The sequence below is a fragment of the Brachybacterium sp. YJGR34 genome, assembly GCF_003347015.1.
Classification (GTDB): Bacteria; Actinomycetota; Actinomycetes; order Actinomycetales; family Dermabacteraceae; genus Brachybacterium.
The window spans coordinates 109,519-125,985 of sequence record NZ_PNFB01000005.1; the positions used below are offsets into that span (position 1 = coordinate 109,519).

A 16,467-nucleotide genomic window follows, 5' to 3' on the forward strand; every position below is an offset into this window, starting at 1 on the left:
CTCGATGCCTGCACCGATGACCTGATGGTCCTCCTCAGGGGCGAGTGACCGCCGCAGCGTGCCTACACGGGCTCCGGCCGCAGGATGATCTGCCCGCGCTCGCCGTCCTTCGCGTAGACCAGCACGAATCCGTCGCGATGTGCGGGGACGTAGGTGACCACCACCCCGGCCCTGTCGAGCGTCGCCTTCCACTGCTCCAGCGCCTCGAGCTCCTCCTGGGTTCCGCACGGCAGGCCGTCGCGCAGCAGGCTCTCGCGTTCGAGCATGCGGTAGATGTACGTATCGCGGTGCTCGTCCCGGACGGGCCAGGGGATGAGCGAGAGGTCCATGACGTGCTACGCCTCCTCGGCGGATCGGGACGGCGGGTTCACGCCTGATCACGTCCCATCGCCCACAGCGCGGCGATCTCGATCAGGAGGAACACGCCGAGAGCGGTGGACCCCCAGGCGTGCATGCCCGTGAGCGGGGCGATGGCGAGGAGGACGGTCGTGGCGACCGCGCCGAGAGCGATGACGGTGTGGCGGGACATCGAGGACTCCGTTCGTGAGGGGACATGCTGCCGACGGGAGCGCCGGCATCGCCCGCGGACCCTACGAAGCAGGTCCGACACTTCTGCGCTCCCGGCGCCAGCGGGACCACAGGCTCAGCGTCCGGGTGCACGCAGACTCGAGGCGAGTACACCGTGGAATTCCTGCTTGATTCTCGATCGAAGTCGCCTCGAGTGGCGGGCCCGCGTTCAGGCGGTGCCCGGCTCCCACTCCCACACCGTGCTGGGCCGCCCGGTCGCCCCCTCCGGCAGCGCGACCCGGTCCGTCGGCCGCACCCAACCCGTTGCCAGCAACCGGCGCTTCATGTTCGAGGCATCCGCCCGCACCGCCTGCCCGGCGGCCTGCTCGAGCTCGCGCTGCAGGGCGGTCGCGGTGCGGGTGGTGAATTCCGCGCCCAGCAGTGCCCGTGCCATCTCCCGGTCCTGCCAGATCTGCGCGGCCAGCGACCGCACCGCGGCGGCGATCATCGCGGCGTGGTCGAAGGGCAGCGGCCCCAGCGCGGCCACGGGCACGGCCAGGGCGGGCGGACCCGGCGCGAGGTCCCGGGCGGGGCCGAGGGCCAGCTTCGTCACTGCCATCGTGGGCCCGCGCGGGTCCCGGGCGGGGGAGTCGAAGACGCCCACGTCCCGCAGCAGCACCTCGGCCTCGATCCCGGTCTTCGTGCGCAGCGCACGCGCGGCCGCCTCGACGGAGCGCTCGCGCCCCATGAGCACCCCGGGCAGCGCCGGCTCGCCGAGGTGCGGCGCGAACTGGCGCGGCCCGAGGGTGACGCGCAGCGTCCCGTCGGCCCCCAGGTGCAGCGGGACCACGTCCACGCTGACCAGGGGCTGCTCGAAGCTCTCCGCGCTCATGCGTCCTCCCTGTCCTCCCGCAGCTGCTCGCGCACCTCGGCGAAGGACTGGGTGCGCACGGCCCGTCCATCCTCCCAGACCACCTGCAGCGCGCTCGCGGCCTCCTGCTCCTCGGTGGCCTGCTGGATCAGTTCCAGCTCCCCGTCGGCCCCGCGGATCACGGCGAGGCGGCCGGTGGCCGAGCGCTTGGTGCCCGAGTCCGTGACCGGGTCCTTCATGAGGTCCCGGCCCACGCCGTCCACCTCCGCCCAGGTCGCCTTGATCGCGGAGGAGAAGGTGTCGCGGGTGACGTACTGGTAGGTGAAGGAGCCGATGCCGAGGACCACGGTGGTGGAGGCGAAGCCCTTGGCGGCGAGCCGTTCGAGGATCGCCGCGGCCCGCTCCAGGGTGATCGAGTCGCCGTAGATCGCGCCCACGTGCTCATCCAGCTCGCGGTACCCCTGCGCGGTAACGGTGCCGCCGAACTCCTCCCACAGCAGCTCCACCACCCCGGCCTCCGAGGGCGTGACCGCTTCCCCGGCGGCGCGCCGCGCGGCGCGCTCCTCGGCGCTCAGGGTGCCACAGAGGATGTCCACGGGATCGCCCGAATCGGGACGGATCACGAGCTTCCCGTCCCGCGCCATGATCCGCTCCTTCATCGCGGGCAGGATCTCGGTGAGCACGGCCCACAGGTCCCAGGTGTCCGAGACGACGGAGAGCACCCCGGCGGGGTAGGTCTCCAGCAGGCGGGTGAAGGTCTCCTCCTCGCCGTCCTGTCCGCCGGCGCACATCACCGAGTGCTCGGTGGCCGGGACACTGGCACCCACCAGGCCGTTCTCCCCGGGGTAGTAGCGGCGGATCCACTCCAGCGCCGGGATCGAGTCGGTGCCCAGGAACGAGGTGAGGTGACCGGCGCCGGAGGCCATGGCCGCGCCGATCGAGGTCTGGCCACGGAAGGAGAAGTCGTGCCCCTGGAAGTCCACGCCCGCGGTGGAGCCGGTGGTCCGCAGCGCCGCCTCCTCGAGCAGCCGCCGGTACTGCAGCGCGATGGTCGCGGTGGTGGAGGGGTGCCACACCTGCGCCGAGAGCGCCGACTCGATGTAGTTGACCAGCCAGAAGAACTCCGGCTCCGTGTTCTCGATCGTGAAGGACGGCACCCGCAGCGGCACCCGCGTCCCCTCGGGCACGGCGCAGAAGCGCAGCGGCAGGTAGCCCTTCCGGTGCAGGGCACGGATGTGGTCGGTGCTCACCGCACCCGGCCCCAGGTAGGCGTCCATGACCTCCTGGTACTGGCGGGCCACCTCGTCCTCCTCGGCCGCGAAGAAGGGGGCGAAGGCCTCGATGAGGAACTCCTGGCAGAAGGCCTGCAGCCCGAAGTGGACCACGTGGTCCACGCCCGGCAGGCGCGAGCCGCGATTGGTCCAGTTGGAGTAGACCCGCGTGGTGTGCGGCGGGTACTGCTGGATGTGGCCCACCTTGTAACCGTCGGTGAGCAGCAGCGGCGCGATCGCCGCGGCGGTGGTCAGGGGAGCGGCGGTGGTGGTGGTCATCGCAGGGCCTCTCGGATCAGAGTGTCGGTCAGGGGGTGGATGGTGGCGGCCACGTCGGGATGCGTGTGCCCGGGGTGGGAGTCGGTGGTGTGGATGTGCCCGAAGTGTTCGCGCAGCTGCGGGGCGCGGCCGGAGAAGACGCCGTGGGTGACCCACAGGTCCAGCCGGTCCGGGCCCAGCCCGGTCGCCTCGGCGAGACCGCGGAAGGTGCCGCCCCCGTCGCAGATGTCGTCGACGACCAGCAGCTTTCCCGCACTCGGCAGCGGATCGCAGGTGAAGCCGGAGAGCGCGCCGGTGGCGAAGTCGCGGTGCTTGCGCGCCTGGACCAGCGGCAGTCCCAGCGCGTGGGCCACGGCGCCGGAGCGCTCGGCGGCCCCGGCGTCCGGCGCGATGACGCCGACGTAGTCGCTGACGTGCGCATCGGCCACCCGACGGGTCAGCGCCTGGCGCACGAATCGGCTCAGCGGGTACACCTCGAGGTTCTCGATCAGCGCGGGCATGACAGGGGAATGGGGGTCGATCGCCAGCACCCGGTCCGCGCCGAGGGCGTTGAGGAGCCGCGCGTAGACCTCCGCCCCGAAGGGGACTCCGCGGTCCTGGCGGGCACCGGGGAGGTAGGGCAGGACCAGGGCTGCGCGGCGCCCGGCGCGGCGGGCCGCATCGATCGCCATCCCGGCCGCGACCAGGTCCTCCGCGCCGGCACCGCGGACCAGCACGGCCAACGGTCCGGTCGCGCCGTCCGCGGGGATCACGTGCTGCTCGCCGGCGGGGAACTGCATGGTCCGGCCGGCGTCGGGGCCGACGGTCCCGCTGGCGAGGGTGAACATCTCGATCATCGCCCGCTCCCTCCTAGTGGTTGTTGTAACTATTACTGAGAGCAGTCTGCCGCCGAGGTTCTGGTTCTGTCAACTAGTAGTCGTGTGACGCACGGCGCGGAGACGATGTGATCGCGGTGCACGGCCGCGATCTCCGCAGCGGGAGCCGCGGCTCGTCCGGTTCGTGTGACGCAAGCGGGGTCCACGACCCAGCGCGTCGGGCAGGGTCCGTGTCCGGGCCGGTCCCATCGAGGGGCCCGGATGCTGCCGCCACCGGCGGCGAGCATCCGGGGTCCCGGGCCGTCACACCAGCCGCAGGGTCCTCTCGGTGAGCTCGTCGATGGTCACCCTGTCGAAGTCGCGGATGGCGCTCCGGACGTGGACATGGGTGTCGCCGACCAGGTCCTCGGGAATCGCGGAGGAGCCGTGCAGAGCTCCGTAGACGCTGCCCACCGTCGCGGCGGTCGAGTCGGTGTCTGCTCCGCCGGCGATGGCGAGCCCCACCGCCTCCACGAAGGTCCGTCCCCACAGGAGGCCGATCGAGATCAGTGCGGCATTGTTGACCGTGTGCACCCAGGGATAGTGCGAATACTCGGCGTCGACGTGGTCGAGTGCTTCGGTGGCGCTCGCCCCGCCGGTGCGCAGGGACTGGATGTCGGCGAGGGTCGCGCCCAGGCGGGACCGTGCGGGCACCAGCGCCCGAGCGGTGGTGAACGCGTCCTCCATGTCCGTCGACGCGAGCGCCGCGGCGACGAGGCCCGCGGCCCACATCTCCCCGTAGACGCCGTTGGCCGTGTGGGTCAGCCGAGCGTCGACGAGCGCGAGACGGGCGGCGCCGGCGGGGTTCCCGGGGTGGACGTAGCCGAAGGCGTCTCCCCGGATCAGCGCGCCGATCCACTCGCGGTAGGGATTGCACCGGGTGGCGGTCTCGGGCGGCGTCAGCCCGTGGATGAGGTTGCGATACGCGGCGCGCTCCGCGGTGAAGGTCTGGGTGAAGGGCACGCGGTCGAGCCACTCCTGTCCCACGTCGTGGGTGGTGAGCTCTTCGCCGTACTGCTCCACCAGGTGCAGTCCCAGGATCGTCCAGTCGATGTCGTCGTCCCGCGGCACGTCGCGGAAGCGGCCCGCCGTGGCGACCGGCGCGGAGGGATGAAGGTGCGGGACTCCGTCGGGGAGCGGATCGAGCAGCGGGAGGTATCCCTGCTGAGGCCACTGCCCGGCGGCGCGCAGATAGGCCTCCACCTCCGGCCGGGTCAGTCCTTCGATGGGCTTGCCCATCGTGTTGCCCACCGCTCGACCGAGCCATGCCCCGCGGAGACGATCGGGCAGCTGCTCGGCGTCCACCGGCCGCCTCGGCACAGCTCGGGCCAGCGCCAGGAGCGTGGCGTCGTCCTCGGGCTCCTCGTAGGGCCAGTCCTCCTGGCGGGCGAGGCGGGAGAGCGCCGTCTCCACAGCGGTGAGCTGCTCCAGATCGCCGACGGCGGCGGCCTGCGCCGCCTGCTGCTCCAGGTCCCCGACGGGGTATCCGCTGATCCGCAGCTGCTCGGCTTCGTCGGGGACCAGGTCCCGGGGGTCGAGGACGTCGTGCATGAGGCTCCGTTCGAGATGGGGGATCGCGCCGCAGCGCAGGAGGTGATGCTCAGCCTTTGACGGCGCCGGACAGGAAGCCCTCGGCGACCTGCTTCTGCAGGAGCACGAAGACAGCGATGACCGGCAGGATCGTGATGAATGTTCCGGCCGCGAGCGGGCCGATGTCGATCGAGCGACCGCCGAGGAAGAGGTACAGGCCGGTGGTGAGGGGTCGGTACTCACCGCTGGGCAGGTACAGCAGTGGGACGAGGAAGTTGTTCCAGTTCTGCAGGAAGGTGAAGACCGCCAGGGCACCTGCTCCCGAGCTCACCAGCGGCACCATGATCCGCGCGAAGATCTGCCCCTCGGAGGCGCCGTCGACCCGCGCCGCCTGCTCGAGCTCCTTGGGGAGGTCGGTGAAGAAGGCGCGCATGAAGAAGGTGCCGAAGGAGAGCCCCGTGGTGGCCAGCACGAGGTTGACCCCGAGGAGCGTGTTGAGCAGGCCAATCGCCCGCAGCTGGAAGTACAGCGGGATCATGTAGGTGAAGAACGGCACCAGGAGGCCGAGCACGACGAGGTAGAACGCCACCGTCCGGCCGGGGAACGGGAGCCGTGCGAAGGCGTATCCCGCCATCGTCGACAGGACGACGACGAGGATCGTGCTGGGCACGCTCAGCAGGAAGCTGTTGAGCAGGTAGTCGCTGAAGTTCCCCTCCGTCCACGCCGCCGCGAAGTTCTCCATCGAGAAGGAGGAGAAGAGCCCGAACGGGTTGGACGAGACGTCCTGCGACGTCTTGAGCGCGGTGGAGACGGTGAGGAGCACGGGGAAGAGCGACAGGAGGGAGAGCACCACCAGCAGCAGGTGCTTCCCGGTCAGGGACGCCCGTCGGCGCGGCGACATCCGGTTCCTCGTGGCGTCGGACTGCGGCGCGGTGCGTGTCTGCGTGGTCATCCTTATGCTCCTGTTCCCTGCTGGGAGAGCCGCCGCTGAAGCACGTTCAGGGCGATCGTGAAGGGGATCGCGAGCACCGTGATCAACAGGGCGAGCGTGGTCCCGTAGCTGATGCGACTGAGCTCGAAGGCGGTGCTGTAGGCATACGTGCCGAGCACGTCCGTGGCGCCGGCCGGGCCGCCCCCGGTCATGACGAAGATGATGTCGAAGACGCCGAAGCCGCCGATCAGGGTGATCGTGGTGACCATGAGGAAGACGGGCATGATCTGCGGCAGGACGATGTACCAGAGCCGCTGGAGGGTGTTGGCGCCGTCGAGGCGGGCGGCCTCGATGAGCTCGACGTCGACGTTCCCGAGGGTGGACAGGAAGATGACGAAGACGAACCCGGACGTCGCCCAGATGGCAGTGCCGAGCACGGCGTACAGGGCCGTGTTCGGATTGCCGAGCCAGCCGGTCTGCCACGCCTCGAGGCCGACGACCTCCAGGATCCGATTCAGCCAGCCGTTGACGGGATCGTAGATCCAGCTCCAGACCACGCCGATCGCGACCTGCGGCAGCACGTACGGGAGGAAGAACGCGATCCGGTAGAACGGGCTGCCGCGCCGGACGGTCCACGTGAGCAGGGCGAGCGCCAGGCCGATGACCAGCGGCGCCACCGTGCCGATGAGGATCCAGATGGCGTTGTTCTTCAGCGCCGCCCACACCTTCGGGTCCCCGAACATCTCCGTGAAGTTCGCGAGCCCGACGAACGGGGGAGTGGGGTTCAGGCCGTCGAAGTCCACGAAGGCGTAGTACATCGCGTTGCCCAGGGGGAACAGGAAGAAGACGGAGACCATCACCATCACGGGGGCGACCAGCATCAGTCCCAGCCGTGACTGCGCCTGGCGGGTGACCTTGGGCGAGTCGGACCGTGGCGAACGTGAACGGGGCGCGCTGGGTGTCGACGGCCGGGTGGCGGTGGTCCCGGCAGAGTGCTGCTCGCTGATCGTGTCCCTCACTTCTGGGCCGCTTCGTCCAGTCGCTGCGCGATCTCCTCGGGGGTGCCCTGACCGGAGTAGATCGCCTGCATGCCGTCGAACAGTGCCTGGTTGAAGGCATCCCCCATGCTGACGTCGATGTTCATCCCGAAGTCTCCGGTCCCGGACCCGAACGCCTCGACCTCCTCGAGCACCTGGGCGAAGAGCGGCGAGACGTCGAGGTCCTCCGTGTCCGTGGGGAACGGGGGGATCACGTCGATGTTCTCGACCATCCACTGGCCGTGCTCGGGCGAGGCGAGGAAGTCGACGAGCGCGAGGGCCTCCTCGGGACGGGAGGTGTCCGCGGAGATCATCGGCCCGGAGCCGAGGCCGGCGGAGAAGATGCCGGGGCCGTCCGGGGCCGGGAACGGGAAGTAACCGGCCTCGAAGTCGGCGTTGGTCATGATGCTGTCGACCAGCCAGCTGCCCGTGGGGTTCATCGCCGCCTCGCCCGAGTAGAACAGGGCATTGCCCGAGTCGTAGGAGACGGAGGTGGGAAAGGGCGTGAGGTAGCCCTTCTTCTCCCAATCGCTCCAGAGCGCGAGGGCCTCGACCACCTCCGGCGACGTCCACGGGCGCGTGCCGTCGACAAGCTCCTGGACGCCGGTGGAGCCCACGGCGCTGGACAGCGCGATGCTCAGCTGATGACCGCCCTGCCAGCCTTCCTGGTCGCTCAGGGCGAAGGGCATGTGGCCGGCGGCGGCGACGGACTCCGCGATCTGCTCGAGATCCGCGAGGGACTGAGGCTCCTCCAACCCGAGCTCGGTGAAGAGATCGCGGTTGTAGAAGACCCCGATGGTCTCCATCTCGCCGGGGACGCCGTAGATCATGCCGTCGTCCGTGGTCACGCGCTCCGTGGCGAAGTCGAAGATCTCCCAGCCGTGCTCCGCATAGGCGTCGCTGAGGTCGTACACCAGCCCGGCATCGGCGAGAGCTCCGCCGAAGCTGGGGCCCGAGCCCCAGTTGAAGACGTCGGGCCCGTCCCCGGAGCGCAGCTGCGTCTGCAGGATCGTGCGCATGTTGTCGAAGGGCATGAACTGCAGGTCGACCGTGATCCCCGGGTTCTGCGCCTCGAACTCGTCGAGGCGAGTCCGCAGCAGCTCCTCCGCCGCGGCGTCCTCCGGCTGCTCGACGAGATAGCGGAGGGTGGCGCCCGACCCGTCCAGTCCGTCGCTGGCGCCCGACACTCCGCGGGTGCCCGTGCAGGCGGTCATTCCCAGGGACAGTGCGCCCGCCGCAACCAGTGTTCTGCGTCGAATGGTCGTCGTCATCGAGCTTCCCTCGCTTCCGGTGGTGCCGTGGGACAGATGCGCCATGACGGCTCTCGAGGCGACCCGCGGAAGGGGGTGCCCAACGTCCTCGTCCGGCTCACCCAATACTTTGCAGGGCGCAATGAAATGTGTCAAGAGGTCGCTGCGGGGTGGCTCGAGCGCCATACGGCGGTGCGGGATCGTCGTCCCGGCCCCCTGCGCGCCGGGCCGCCCGGAGGCACGCCGAGCCCGTCGGGTGGTTCAGTTCCGGCGTGGATGGTCCGTCAGCGGGTGCGGCGTCTCGCGACGTCCGTCCGGTGTGCGGAGCGCTGTCCGCGCAGTCGGCTCAGCGCTGAGGCGGGCGCGGGAACTCGGCCTGGATGGCGACCGCGGCGGCTCCGCGGGCCCATTCGAGGAAGGTCATGGGCCGGACGGCCAGCTCGCTGTGCGCACTCGCCTCGATGTCGTACTCGCGGAAACCCCGCTCGAGGTCCGCGGGAGCGATGTCAGCGAGGTGCACGCCCTCGCCGGAGAGGATGATCCGCTCCACGCCGGTCGTGGCGCTCACCGCGGCCGACGCGCGGCCGAGGGCGTGGGCCGCGTCGCGCACCGCACGCAGTGCCACCGGATCGGCATCCTCCGCGAGGGCGAGGGCCTCCTCGAAGGTGACCGGACGGCCCAGTCCTTCGGAGACGGTCGCGGCGATCGACGGCGACGTCAGGTACGACGCCATGCATCCCCGGTGGCCTGCCGAGCACTGAGGGCCGTCGGGACGGATCGGAAAGTGGGTGATGGGGTTGATCGGCGTGCGGACCATCCGGTGGTTGACCACGAGGCCGTAGCCGATGCCCGCGCCGACGGTCAGCAGCGCGAAGTTCGCCAGCCCGCGGCCGTGTCCGAACCAGTGCTGCGCCTTCGTGAGCCCGACGACGTCGTTCTCGAGATGGACGGTCGTGCTCAGGGCCTCGGCCAGCAGGGAGCGGAAGGGGACCTCGTGCCAGTCCAGGAAGGGCGAATCGCGGACGACCTCCCCGTCGTCGACCAGGCCGCCGACCGTCACGCCCACGGCGTCCACCGGCTCCGCCTCCGCCCCCACCTCAGCGACGGCGTGGCGCACCGCCTCCACGACCTCGGTGACGCCGTGGGAGCGGAGCGGGGCGCTGTGCGTGGTGAGCACGTGCGCGCGGAGGTCGGTGAGCACGGCGAAGACGGCGTCGCCGGTGACCTTCACGCCGATGAAGCGATAACGGCCGGGAACCACGTCGAGGGACCGGGCCGATCGCCCGGGTCCGGGGTGCCGCAGCAGGTCCGTCTCCACCAGCACCTCGGCCGCCATCAGCGGACGGACCAGCCGGGTCACGGTGGCGGCGGAGATGCCCAGGCGCTCGGCCAGGACGGCCCGCGGGCGAGCCCCGTGGACGAGGATGTCCACCGCCGCCTCGCGGGCGAGGGCGGACGTCGCGACGTCGGAGCCCCGGTCCTGCTGCATCGCCTGCCTCCTTCGCGTGGCCCGACCGTGCGCTTCCGCCCCTGAGCTGGTCGGACTCACTCTCCGGGGTAGCCTAGACCGATCTGCTCCCGCACGCGGTCCAGCGTCTCCATCACCGCGACCGACTCGTGCAGCGGCAGGAGCGGGCTCTCCGTCAACCCGTCGCGGACCAGACGCTCCATCTCGCGCGCCTGGTGCTGCATCCCTCGCCCGGAGACCTCGGGGCGCACCTCCTCGAGGACGGAGCCGTCCGGCCCGTGAACCGTGAAGGCGCTGCTCGCGTACCAGGTGGCGGCGATCTCGATCCGGCCCTCGCTGCCCAGGACGCTGGCGGAGTTGTGCCCTGCCTCGATCATCGACGAGTAGGTGGTGGACAGGGCGCCGCCGGCATGGCGCCCGACGGTGGCCACGGCGCCGTCGACTCCCGTGTCCGTGAACGTGGCGGTGGCCGACAGGTCCACCGGCGCGCCCAGGAGATCGTGGACGAACGAGATCGGGTAGACGCCCAGGTCGAGCAGGGCTCCCCCTCCCAGGTCCCGGTCGTAGAGGCGATGGGTGTCCGGGACCTGCAGGTGCTGGGCGTGGACGGCGTGGACGGAGCGGACGGCGCCGATCCTCCCGGAGGCGATGGTCTCGCGCAGCGCCTGCATGTGGGGCAGGAAACGGGTCCACAGTGCTTCCAGGACGACCCGGCCGCTGGCGGCCGCTCGCTCCGCCACGGCCCGCGCCTCGGGGGCGTTGAGGGTGAACGCCTTCTCGACCAGGACGTGCTTGCCGTGGTCCAGAGCCAGCAGCGTGTTCGCGGCGTGCAGGGTGTGCGGCGTGGCGACGTAGACGATGTCGACCTCGGGATCGGCGACGAGATCCTCGTAGCTGCCGTGCGCGCGGGGCAGGCCGAAGGACTCGGCGAAGGCGGCCGCGGCCTCGGCCGAGCGGGACCCCACGGCGACGACGCGGTGGCCGTGGGCGAGCAGGTCCTTCGTGAACAGCTGCGCGATCCCTCCGGTCGCCAGGATCCCCCAGCCCGGGCCGTCGGGGGACGCCGGCGCCTCCTCGGCGCTCATCGCTCCTCCCGGTAGTCCAGGACCACCTGGAGCGCCTCGCCGGGGGAGGAGTCCAGCATCTCGAACGCCGCAGGGGCCTGCGCGGCCGGGAAGGTGTGGGTGATGAGCGATGCGAGGTCCAGCCGACCCTCGTTCACCAGGTCGAGGACCGTGGTGGACTTCCTCAGCTCGTCCCATCGGTGCTGCAGCGACGGTGCGACCCCGGAGATCTGCGATCCGACGATCGAGACACGGTTGTGGTGGAATTCCTCCCCCAGACGCAGCGGCGTCGCGCCGCCCTGGAAGAAGCCGCTGGCCACCACCCGCGAGCTGTAGGCGACAGAGCGCACGGCCTCGTGCAGCGCCTGATGGCTCCCGGTCATCTCGATGACCACGTCCGCGCCGCGCCCGCCGGTCAGGTCCCGGATGCGGAGGGCGACGTCCTCGGCCTGAGGATCGAGCGCCGCGGCGGCGCCGAGCCGGAGGGCGACCTCGCGCCGGTGCTCGGAGAGGTCCACGACGACCACGCGGCCCCCGTTGAGGCGGGCCAGCTGGGCGACGATCTGCCCGGGGACACCGGCGCCGAACACCGCCACGGTCTCTCCGACGTGGATGTCGGCGTCGAGGACGGCATTGAGCCCGATCGCGCCGATCTTCCCGAAGATCCCGTTGACGGCGTCGAGGCCGTCGGGCATCAGGCGGTCGCACGCCCAGTCCGACGGCTGGATGGTGGACGAGCGGTGGCCCCAGGCGCCCCAGACCAGGCGACCCTCGAGGTCGGCCGAGACGTCCTCGCCGACCGCATCGATCCGACCGACCTCCTCGTACCCCCATGCGTCGAGGGGGTACGCCTGGCTCGTGGATCCCTCCACGAACAGGCGGTTCTCCGGATCCCATGCGCGATTGAGATAGGGATTGGTCCCGCGATAGGCCGTGAGCTCGGTGCCGGCCGAGATGCCGGAATGGAGCGTGCGGAGGCGGACCTCGCCCGGGCCGGGCTCGACGTCCTCGACGTCGACGACCTCGGCCGTGCGGGGCGAGCTGAAGCGGACCAGGTGTCCCATGCGGAGTACTCCCGTTGCTGTGAGGTGTGGGCGGTGGGGCGGTCGAGCTGTCCCAGCACGGGAGCGCGGCCGCGTCGCCGATCTAATCATTGCAGTATGAAATCTATTTGGGCAAGGGAGCAAGCGGTCGATGCGACGATCGGCGGTGCCCCGCCTTGTCGCGAAAGAACCGTCCGTGCCACGGTCGGCCGTTCGGACGCATTTCGTCGGCGAGTTGACAGAAAGAACAGCATGTCATTGCAGGGGTGGAGACACCCGCGCATGCTGACGGCATGACGATCGGGACGACGAGGCCCCTCCGCGGAGCCGAGCACGAGATCCTGCAGGCACTGCGCCTGCAGGGCCCGTCCACGCGTGCTGAGCTGGTCCGCTGCACGGGACTGTCGCGGGCCACCGTTTCGGCGGCGACCTCGCGGCTGCGGGACGACGGACGGGTCGAGAGCGCCGGGGCGGTGCCCTCCCGGCGCGGTATCGGCCGCACGCCGGAGCGCCTCGCCCTGAGCGTGACCGGCGCCGTCCTCCTCGGCGTCGAGTTCGGTCACCGGCGCGTGACCGTCACGGCGATGGACGAGGCGCACCATGTCGAAGGCACCGCCTCCGCGGGGTACGACCACGAGACCCCCTGGCCGCGTCGGGTCCGAGCAGCGCTGGAGCTCATCCAGGAGCTGGATCTGGAGGGACGCCGGATCCTGGCCGTCGGTCTCGGCGTCCCGGGCCGGATCACCGACCGTGAGGCCGTGGCCCGCTCCTTGGTGGAGACGTTCACCTCGCGCGTGGCCCGCCAGGTGAGAGCGGACAACAACGCACGGCTCGCCGGATTGGCGGAGGCGGTCTGGGGCGCCGGCCGCGAGCTCGAGAGCTTCGTCTATCTGCGCCTGATGGACGGCGTCGGCGGCGCACTGATCTCCCGGGGAGCCATCTACGAGGGCCTCCACGGCGCCGCGGGGGAGTTCGGGCACATGACGGTGGACCCCACCGGTCCCGCGTGCCGCTGCGGGAAGCGCGGCTGCCTCGAGGCGTACGTGTCCCGGGAGAAGATCCTCGAGGCCACCGTGCAGCGGGACCTCGGAGCGCTGCGCGTCGCGCTCGACGCCGGAGACGCCCGACGGCGCAGCATCGTCGCGGATTCCGGCCATCGCATCGGCGTGGTCCTTGCCAATGTCTGCACCGCTCTGGACGTGGAGGGCGTGGTGCTCGGCGGCGACCTGCTGGACCTCGCGCACCACCTCACCGACCCGCTCGCCGCCGCCTTCGCCGCGAATCTGATGCCGGAGCGCGCGGCGCGGATCGCCGTGCACAGCGGGCGCATACGGCAGGTCGACGGGGCGCTCGGCGGCATCGCACTGGTGCTGCGTGACCCCACCATCTCGCTGGCCGATTCCGACTCCGGCACCGTCCCCCGTGACCTGAAAGGACGACTCACCTCGTGACCAGCCCGAACATGTTCTTCTTCCTCACCGACCAGCACCGGGTCGACACCCTGCCCTGCTACGGCAACACCGTCGTGCAGACGCCGTGGTTGGACTCGCTGGCCGCCGACGGGACCGTCCTCGACCGGTTCTACACGCCCACCGCCATCTGCACCCCCGCGCGGGCGAGCCTGCTCACGGGGCAGTCCCCGTTCCGCCACCAGCTGCTGGCGAACTACGAGCGCAATGTCGGCTACATCGAGGACCTCGCCCCGGAGCACCGGAGCTTCAGCCGCGACCTGCGTGAGCGCGGCTACAACGTGGGCCTCGCCGGGAAGTGGCACGTGGGCCTGCATCGCACCGCCGAGGACTTCGGGTTCGACGCCCTGCACATGCACGGCTGGCACAACCCCGTGGACCTGCCCGCCTACCAGGAGTGGCTCGCCGAGCAGGGCCTTCCCGAGTACCGGCTGCGCGACGAGATCCGCGGAACCTTCCCCAACGGCAGCCCCGGCAACCTCCTCGCCGCGCGCCTCGAGCAGGGCGTGGAGGCGACCTTCGAACGGTTCCTCGGCGATCTGGCGATCGCCCGCCTGCGCGAGTACGCCGAGGCCCATCATCGTGACGGCACCCCGTTCTTCCTGGCCACGCACTTCTTCGGCCCCCACCTTCCCTACAACCTGCCGTCGGAGTACTTCGACATGTACGACCCGGCGGAGATCGACCTGCCCGCCTCGATCGCGGAGACCTTCCTCGGCAAGCCCCAGGTGCAGGCGAACTACTCCGCCCATTGGACCTTCGACACCCTCGACGAGGAGACCAGCCGGAAGCTGATCGCCGCCTACTGGGGGTACGTGACGATGATCGATCACGAGATCGGTCGGATCGTCGAGGTGGCCCGTGAGCTCGGCGTCTACGACGACGCAGCCGTGTTCTTCAGCGCCGATCACGGCGAGTTCACCGGTGCCCACCGCCTGCACGACAAGGGGCCGGCGATGTACGAGGACATCTATCGCGTGCCCGGTGTGGTGCGCCCGCCCGGCGGCGGCCCGGCGCAGCACCGGAGGGAGTTCGCCGATCTCATCGACCTCACCGCCACCATCGGGGAGATCGCGGGAATCGCTCCCGAGCGCACCCCCGACGGCACCAGCCTCCTGCCGATCCTGCGCGGAGGGACCCCTCCGTGGCGCCGCGACTACGTCGCCGAGTTCCACGGCCACCACTTCCCCTACCCGCAGCGGATGGTCGTCACCGACCGCTACAAGCTCATCGTGAATCCCGAATCCGTCAACGAGTTCTACGACCTCGTCGCCGACCCGCACGAGCTCACCAACCGCTACGGCTTCCCCGAGTGCCGCGCCGAGCGCGACGCGCACCTGACCCTGCTGTATCACCGCCTGCGCGAGCGCGGAGACAACTTCTATCACTGGATGACATCGATGTATCCGGTCGGTGGGAAGGACTACGACACCTCGCTCGGCTCCTTCGAGAGGAACAGATCATGACCCCGACCACGCATTCCCGACACGCACGAGGCATCGATCGCCGGCACCTGCTCGCCGGTGCCGGAGCGGCCGGCACGGCGCTGACCGCGGCCGCCTGCTCGAGCGGTCAGTCCATCGGCGGTTCCGAGGAGCCCCCGGCGGCGGCGCCCTTCTTCGGAACCTACGACGGCCCCGACGTCACGATCACCTTCTGGAACGGCTTCACCGGCGGCGACGGCCCGTACATGAAGCAGCTCGTCGCCGACTTCACCGAGGCGAATCCTGCGATCACCGTCGAGCAGTCGTCCCTGGAGTGGCCGGATCTCTACTCCAAGGTGGTCACCGCCACCGATGCCGGCAGCGGGCCCGACGTCGCCGCGCTGCACCTCGACCAGCTCGCGAGCTTCGCCGCTCGCGGAACGATCATCCCGCTGGATGACCTCACCGCATCGCTGGACCTCACCGAGTCCGACTTCACGCCGGCGGTCTGGCAGGGTGGCGTCTTCCAGGACCGGCGCTACGGCATCCCCCTGGACATGTTCACTCTCGCCCAGTACTGGAGCGCGCCGATGCTGGCCTCCGCGGGCCTCGAGAGCGGCCCGGTGACGGCCGGGGAGTTCGCGACCGCGACCGACTCCCTGCGGAGCTCAGGAGTGGATCACCCGTTCTGGATCTCCCCGGACAACTGGCAGATCTTCGTGAGTCTGCTGGGGCAGTTCGGTGGGACGCTCTATTCGGAGGACCGCGCCACGGTGACCTTCGGCGACGAGGCCGGCGTGAAGGCGCTGACCTGGATGTGCGACCTGGTCAGCGACGGTGTCAGCCCCTCCGATGCCACCGACCTCGCGACCGCCTTCAAGAACGGCTCCTCGGCGATGATCCACGAGCTGCTGTGGCTGATCAACGACATCGCGGACACCGCCGAGGACATGGAGTACGGGATCGGCCCCTTCCCGACGATCGGCGACGAGCCCGGAGTGTTCGCCAATTCTCATCACTTCGCCCTCACCAAGCAGGCCGACGCCGACGAGGACCGCGGCCAAGCCGCACGGATGTTCATCTCCTGGATGAGCGAGAACTCCGCGACCTGGGCGGGCTCGGGGAACATCCCCGCGCGGGCTTCCGCCCGAGAGGACGAGGCCTTCACGGACGGGCGCCAAGCAGCACTCGCCACCGACGATGTGCTCGACAGCTACCTCTTCCTCCAGCAGGTGCCCGGCTCCCGCGAGATCGCAGCGGACAGCTACCAGCGGGCCGTGAGCCGCGCGGTGCTCGGTGAGGAGGAGCCCGAGGCGGCTCTCGCCTCCGCGGTCACCACCGCCCAGGAGATGCTCGACCGCAACCGCGAACTCTACGACTTCTGATGCGAGCGCCCGTGCGGGCCCCCACGACCAGGCGGGAGACCGCCGAGAGGAGAGAATCGATGAGCAGCGCCGCTCCGAGTCTCA

Annotated in this window: 15 protein-coding genes; 3 read left to right on the top strand and 12 right to left on the bottom strand. The window is 70.4% G+C overall.

Going from position 1 to position 16,467, the window contains the following annotated elements; translation table 11 throughout:
- Positions 1-62 precede the first annotated feature (62 nt).
- The 12 genes from CXH06_RS06675 to CXH06_RS06725 all read right to left on the bottom strand — a co-directional run bounded on the left by CXH06_RS06675 (position 63) and on the right by CXH06_RS06725 (position 12,126).
- Positions 63-329: a hypothetical protein gene (locus tag CXH06_RS06675; protein WP_114854381.1), complete on the bottom strand. Its 267-nt coding sequence runs from the start codon at positions 327-329 to the stop codon at positions 63-65.
- A 38-nt stretch (positions 330-367) separates the two neighbouring features.
- Positions 368-529: a hypothetical protein gene (locus CXH06_RS18315; RefSeq protein WP_157975640.1), complete on the bottom strand. Its 162-nt coding sequence runs from the start codon at positions 527-529 to the stop codon at positions 368-370.
- Between the two features lie 207 nt (positions 530-736).
- On the bottom strand, positions 737-1,399 hold the full coding sequence (locus tag CXH06_RS06680; RefSeq protein WP_114854382.1) for an NUDIX hydrolase: 663 nt from the start codon (positions 1,397-1,399) through the stop codon (positions 737-739).
- Positions 1,396-2,928: a nicotinate phosphoribosyltransferase gene (locus tag CXH06_RS06685; protein WP_114854383.1), complete on the bottom strand. Its 1,533-nt coding sequence runs from the start codon at positions 2,926-2,928 to the stop codon at positions 1,396-1,398. The genes CXH06_RS06680 and CXH06_RS06685 overlap by 4 nt, the downstream gene beginning before the upstream one ends.
- Positions 2,925-3,764, bottom strand: coding sequence for a ribose-phosphate pyrophosphokinase (locus CXH06_RS06690; RefSeq protein ID WP_114854384.1), 840 nt, complete (start codon positions 3,762-3,764; stop codon positions 2,925-2,927). The genes CXH06_RS06685 and CXH06_RS06690 overlap by 4 nt, the downstream gene beginning before the upstream one ends.
- 282 nt (positions 3,765-4,046) lie before the next feature.
- A complete protein-coding gene (locus tag CXH06_RS06695; RefSeq protein WP_114854385.1) occupies positions 4,047-5,333 on the bottom strand; it encodes an ADP-ribosylglycohydrolase family protein in 1,287 nt (428 codons plus the stop codon).
- Positions 5,334-5,382: 49 nt separating this feature from the next.
- The gene (locus CXH06_RS06700) at positions 5,383-6,264 is read right to left on the bottom strand and encodes a carbohydrate ABC transporter permease (RefSeq protein WP_114854386.1); all 882 of its coding nucleotides are present in this window, start codon (positions 6,262-6,264) and stop codon (positions 5,383-5,385) included.
- A 2-nt stretch (positions 6,265-6,266) separates the two neighbouring features.
- A complete protein-coding gene (locus CXH06_RS06705) occupies positions 6,267-7,124 on the bottom strand; it encodes a carbohydrate ABC transporter permease (protein ID WP_114854387.1) in 858 nt (285 codons plus the stop codon).
- A gap of 134 nt (positions 7,125-7,258) precedes the next feature.
- Positions 7,259-8,494 (bottom strand): ABC transporter substrate-binding protein, encoded by a 1,236-nt coding sequence (locus CXH06_RS06710; RefSeq protein WP_157975641.1) that lies wholly within the window; start codon positions 8,492-8,494, stop codon positions 7,259-7,261.
- Between the two features lie 382 nt (positions 8,495-8,876).
- Positions 8,877-10,019 (bottom strand): ROK family protein, encoded by a 1,143-nt coding sequence (locus CXH06_RS06715; RefSeq protein ID WP_114854389.1) that lies wholly within the window; start codon positions 10,017-10,019, stop codon positions 8,877-8,879.
- Between the two features lie 56 nt (positions 10,020-10,075).
- Positions 10,076-11,083 (bottom strand): Gfo/Idh/MocA family protein, encoded by a 1,008-nt coding sequence (locus CXH06_RS06720; protein WP_114854390.1) that lies wholly within the window; start codon positions 11,081-11,083, stop codon positions 10,076-10,078.
- On the bottom strand, positions 11,080-12,126 hold the full coding sequence (locus tag CXH06_RS06725; RefSeq protein ID WP_114854391.1) for a zinc-binding alcohol dehydrogenase: 1,047 nt from the start codon (positions 12,124-12,126) through the stop codon (positions 11,080-11,082). Before CXH06_RS06725 ends, CXH06_RS06720 begins: the two co-directional genes overlap by 4 nt.
- 272 nt (positions 12,127-12,398) lie before the next feature.
- On the opposite strand from CXH06_RS06725, the gene CXH06_RS06730 reads away from it, so the two are divergent.
- Genes CXH06_RS06730 through CXH06_RS06740 form a run of 3 tightly spaced genes read left to right on the top strand, consistent with a single transcriptional unit; the run spans position 12,399 to position 16,383 of the window.
- Positions 12,399-13,556 (top strand): ROK family transcriptional regulator, encoded by a 1,158-nt coding sequence (locus tag CXH06_RS06730; RefSeq protein WP_114854392.1) that lies wholly within the window; start codon positions 12,399-12,401, stop codon positions 13,554-13,556.
- Positions 13,553-15,040: a sulfatase-like hydrolase/transferase gene (locus CXH06_RS06735; protein ID WP_232820234.1), complete on the top strand. Its 1,488-nt coding sequence runs from the start codon at positions 13,553-13,555 to the stop codon at positions 15,038-15,040. Before CXH06_RS06730 ends, CXH06_RS06735 begins: the two co-directional genes overlap by 4 nt.
- Positions 15,037-16,383 carry an ABC transporter substrate-binding protein gene (locus tag CXH06_RS06740; RefSeq protein WP_114854393.1) on the top strand — a complete coding sequence of 449 codons (1,347 nt, stop codon included), beginning with the start codon at positions 15,037-15,039 and terminating at the stop codon, positions 16,381-16,383. Before CXH06_RS06735 ends, CXH06_RS06740 begins: the two co-directional genes overlap by 4 nt.
- Positions 16,384-16,467 lie beyond the last annotated feature (84 nt).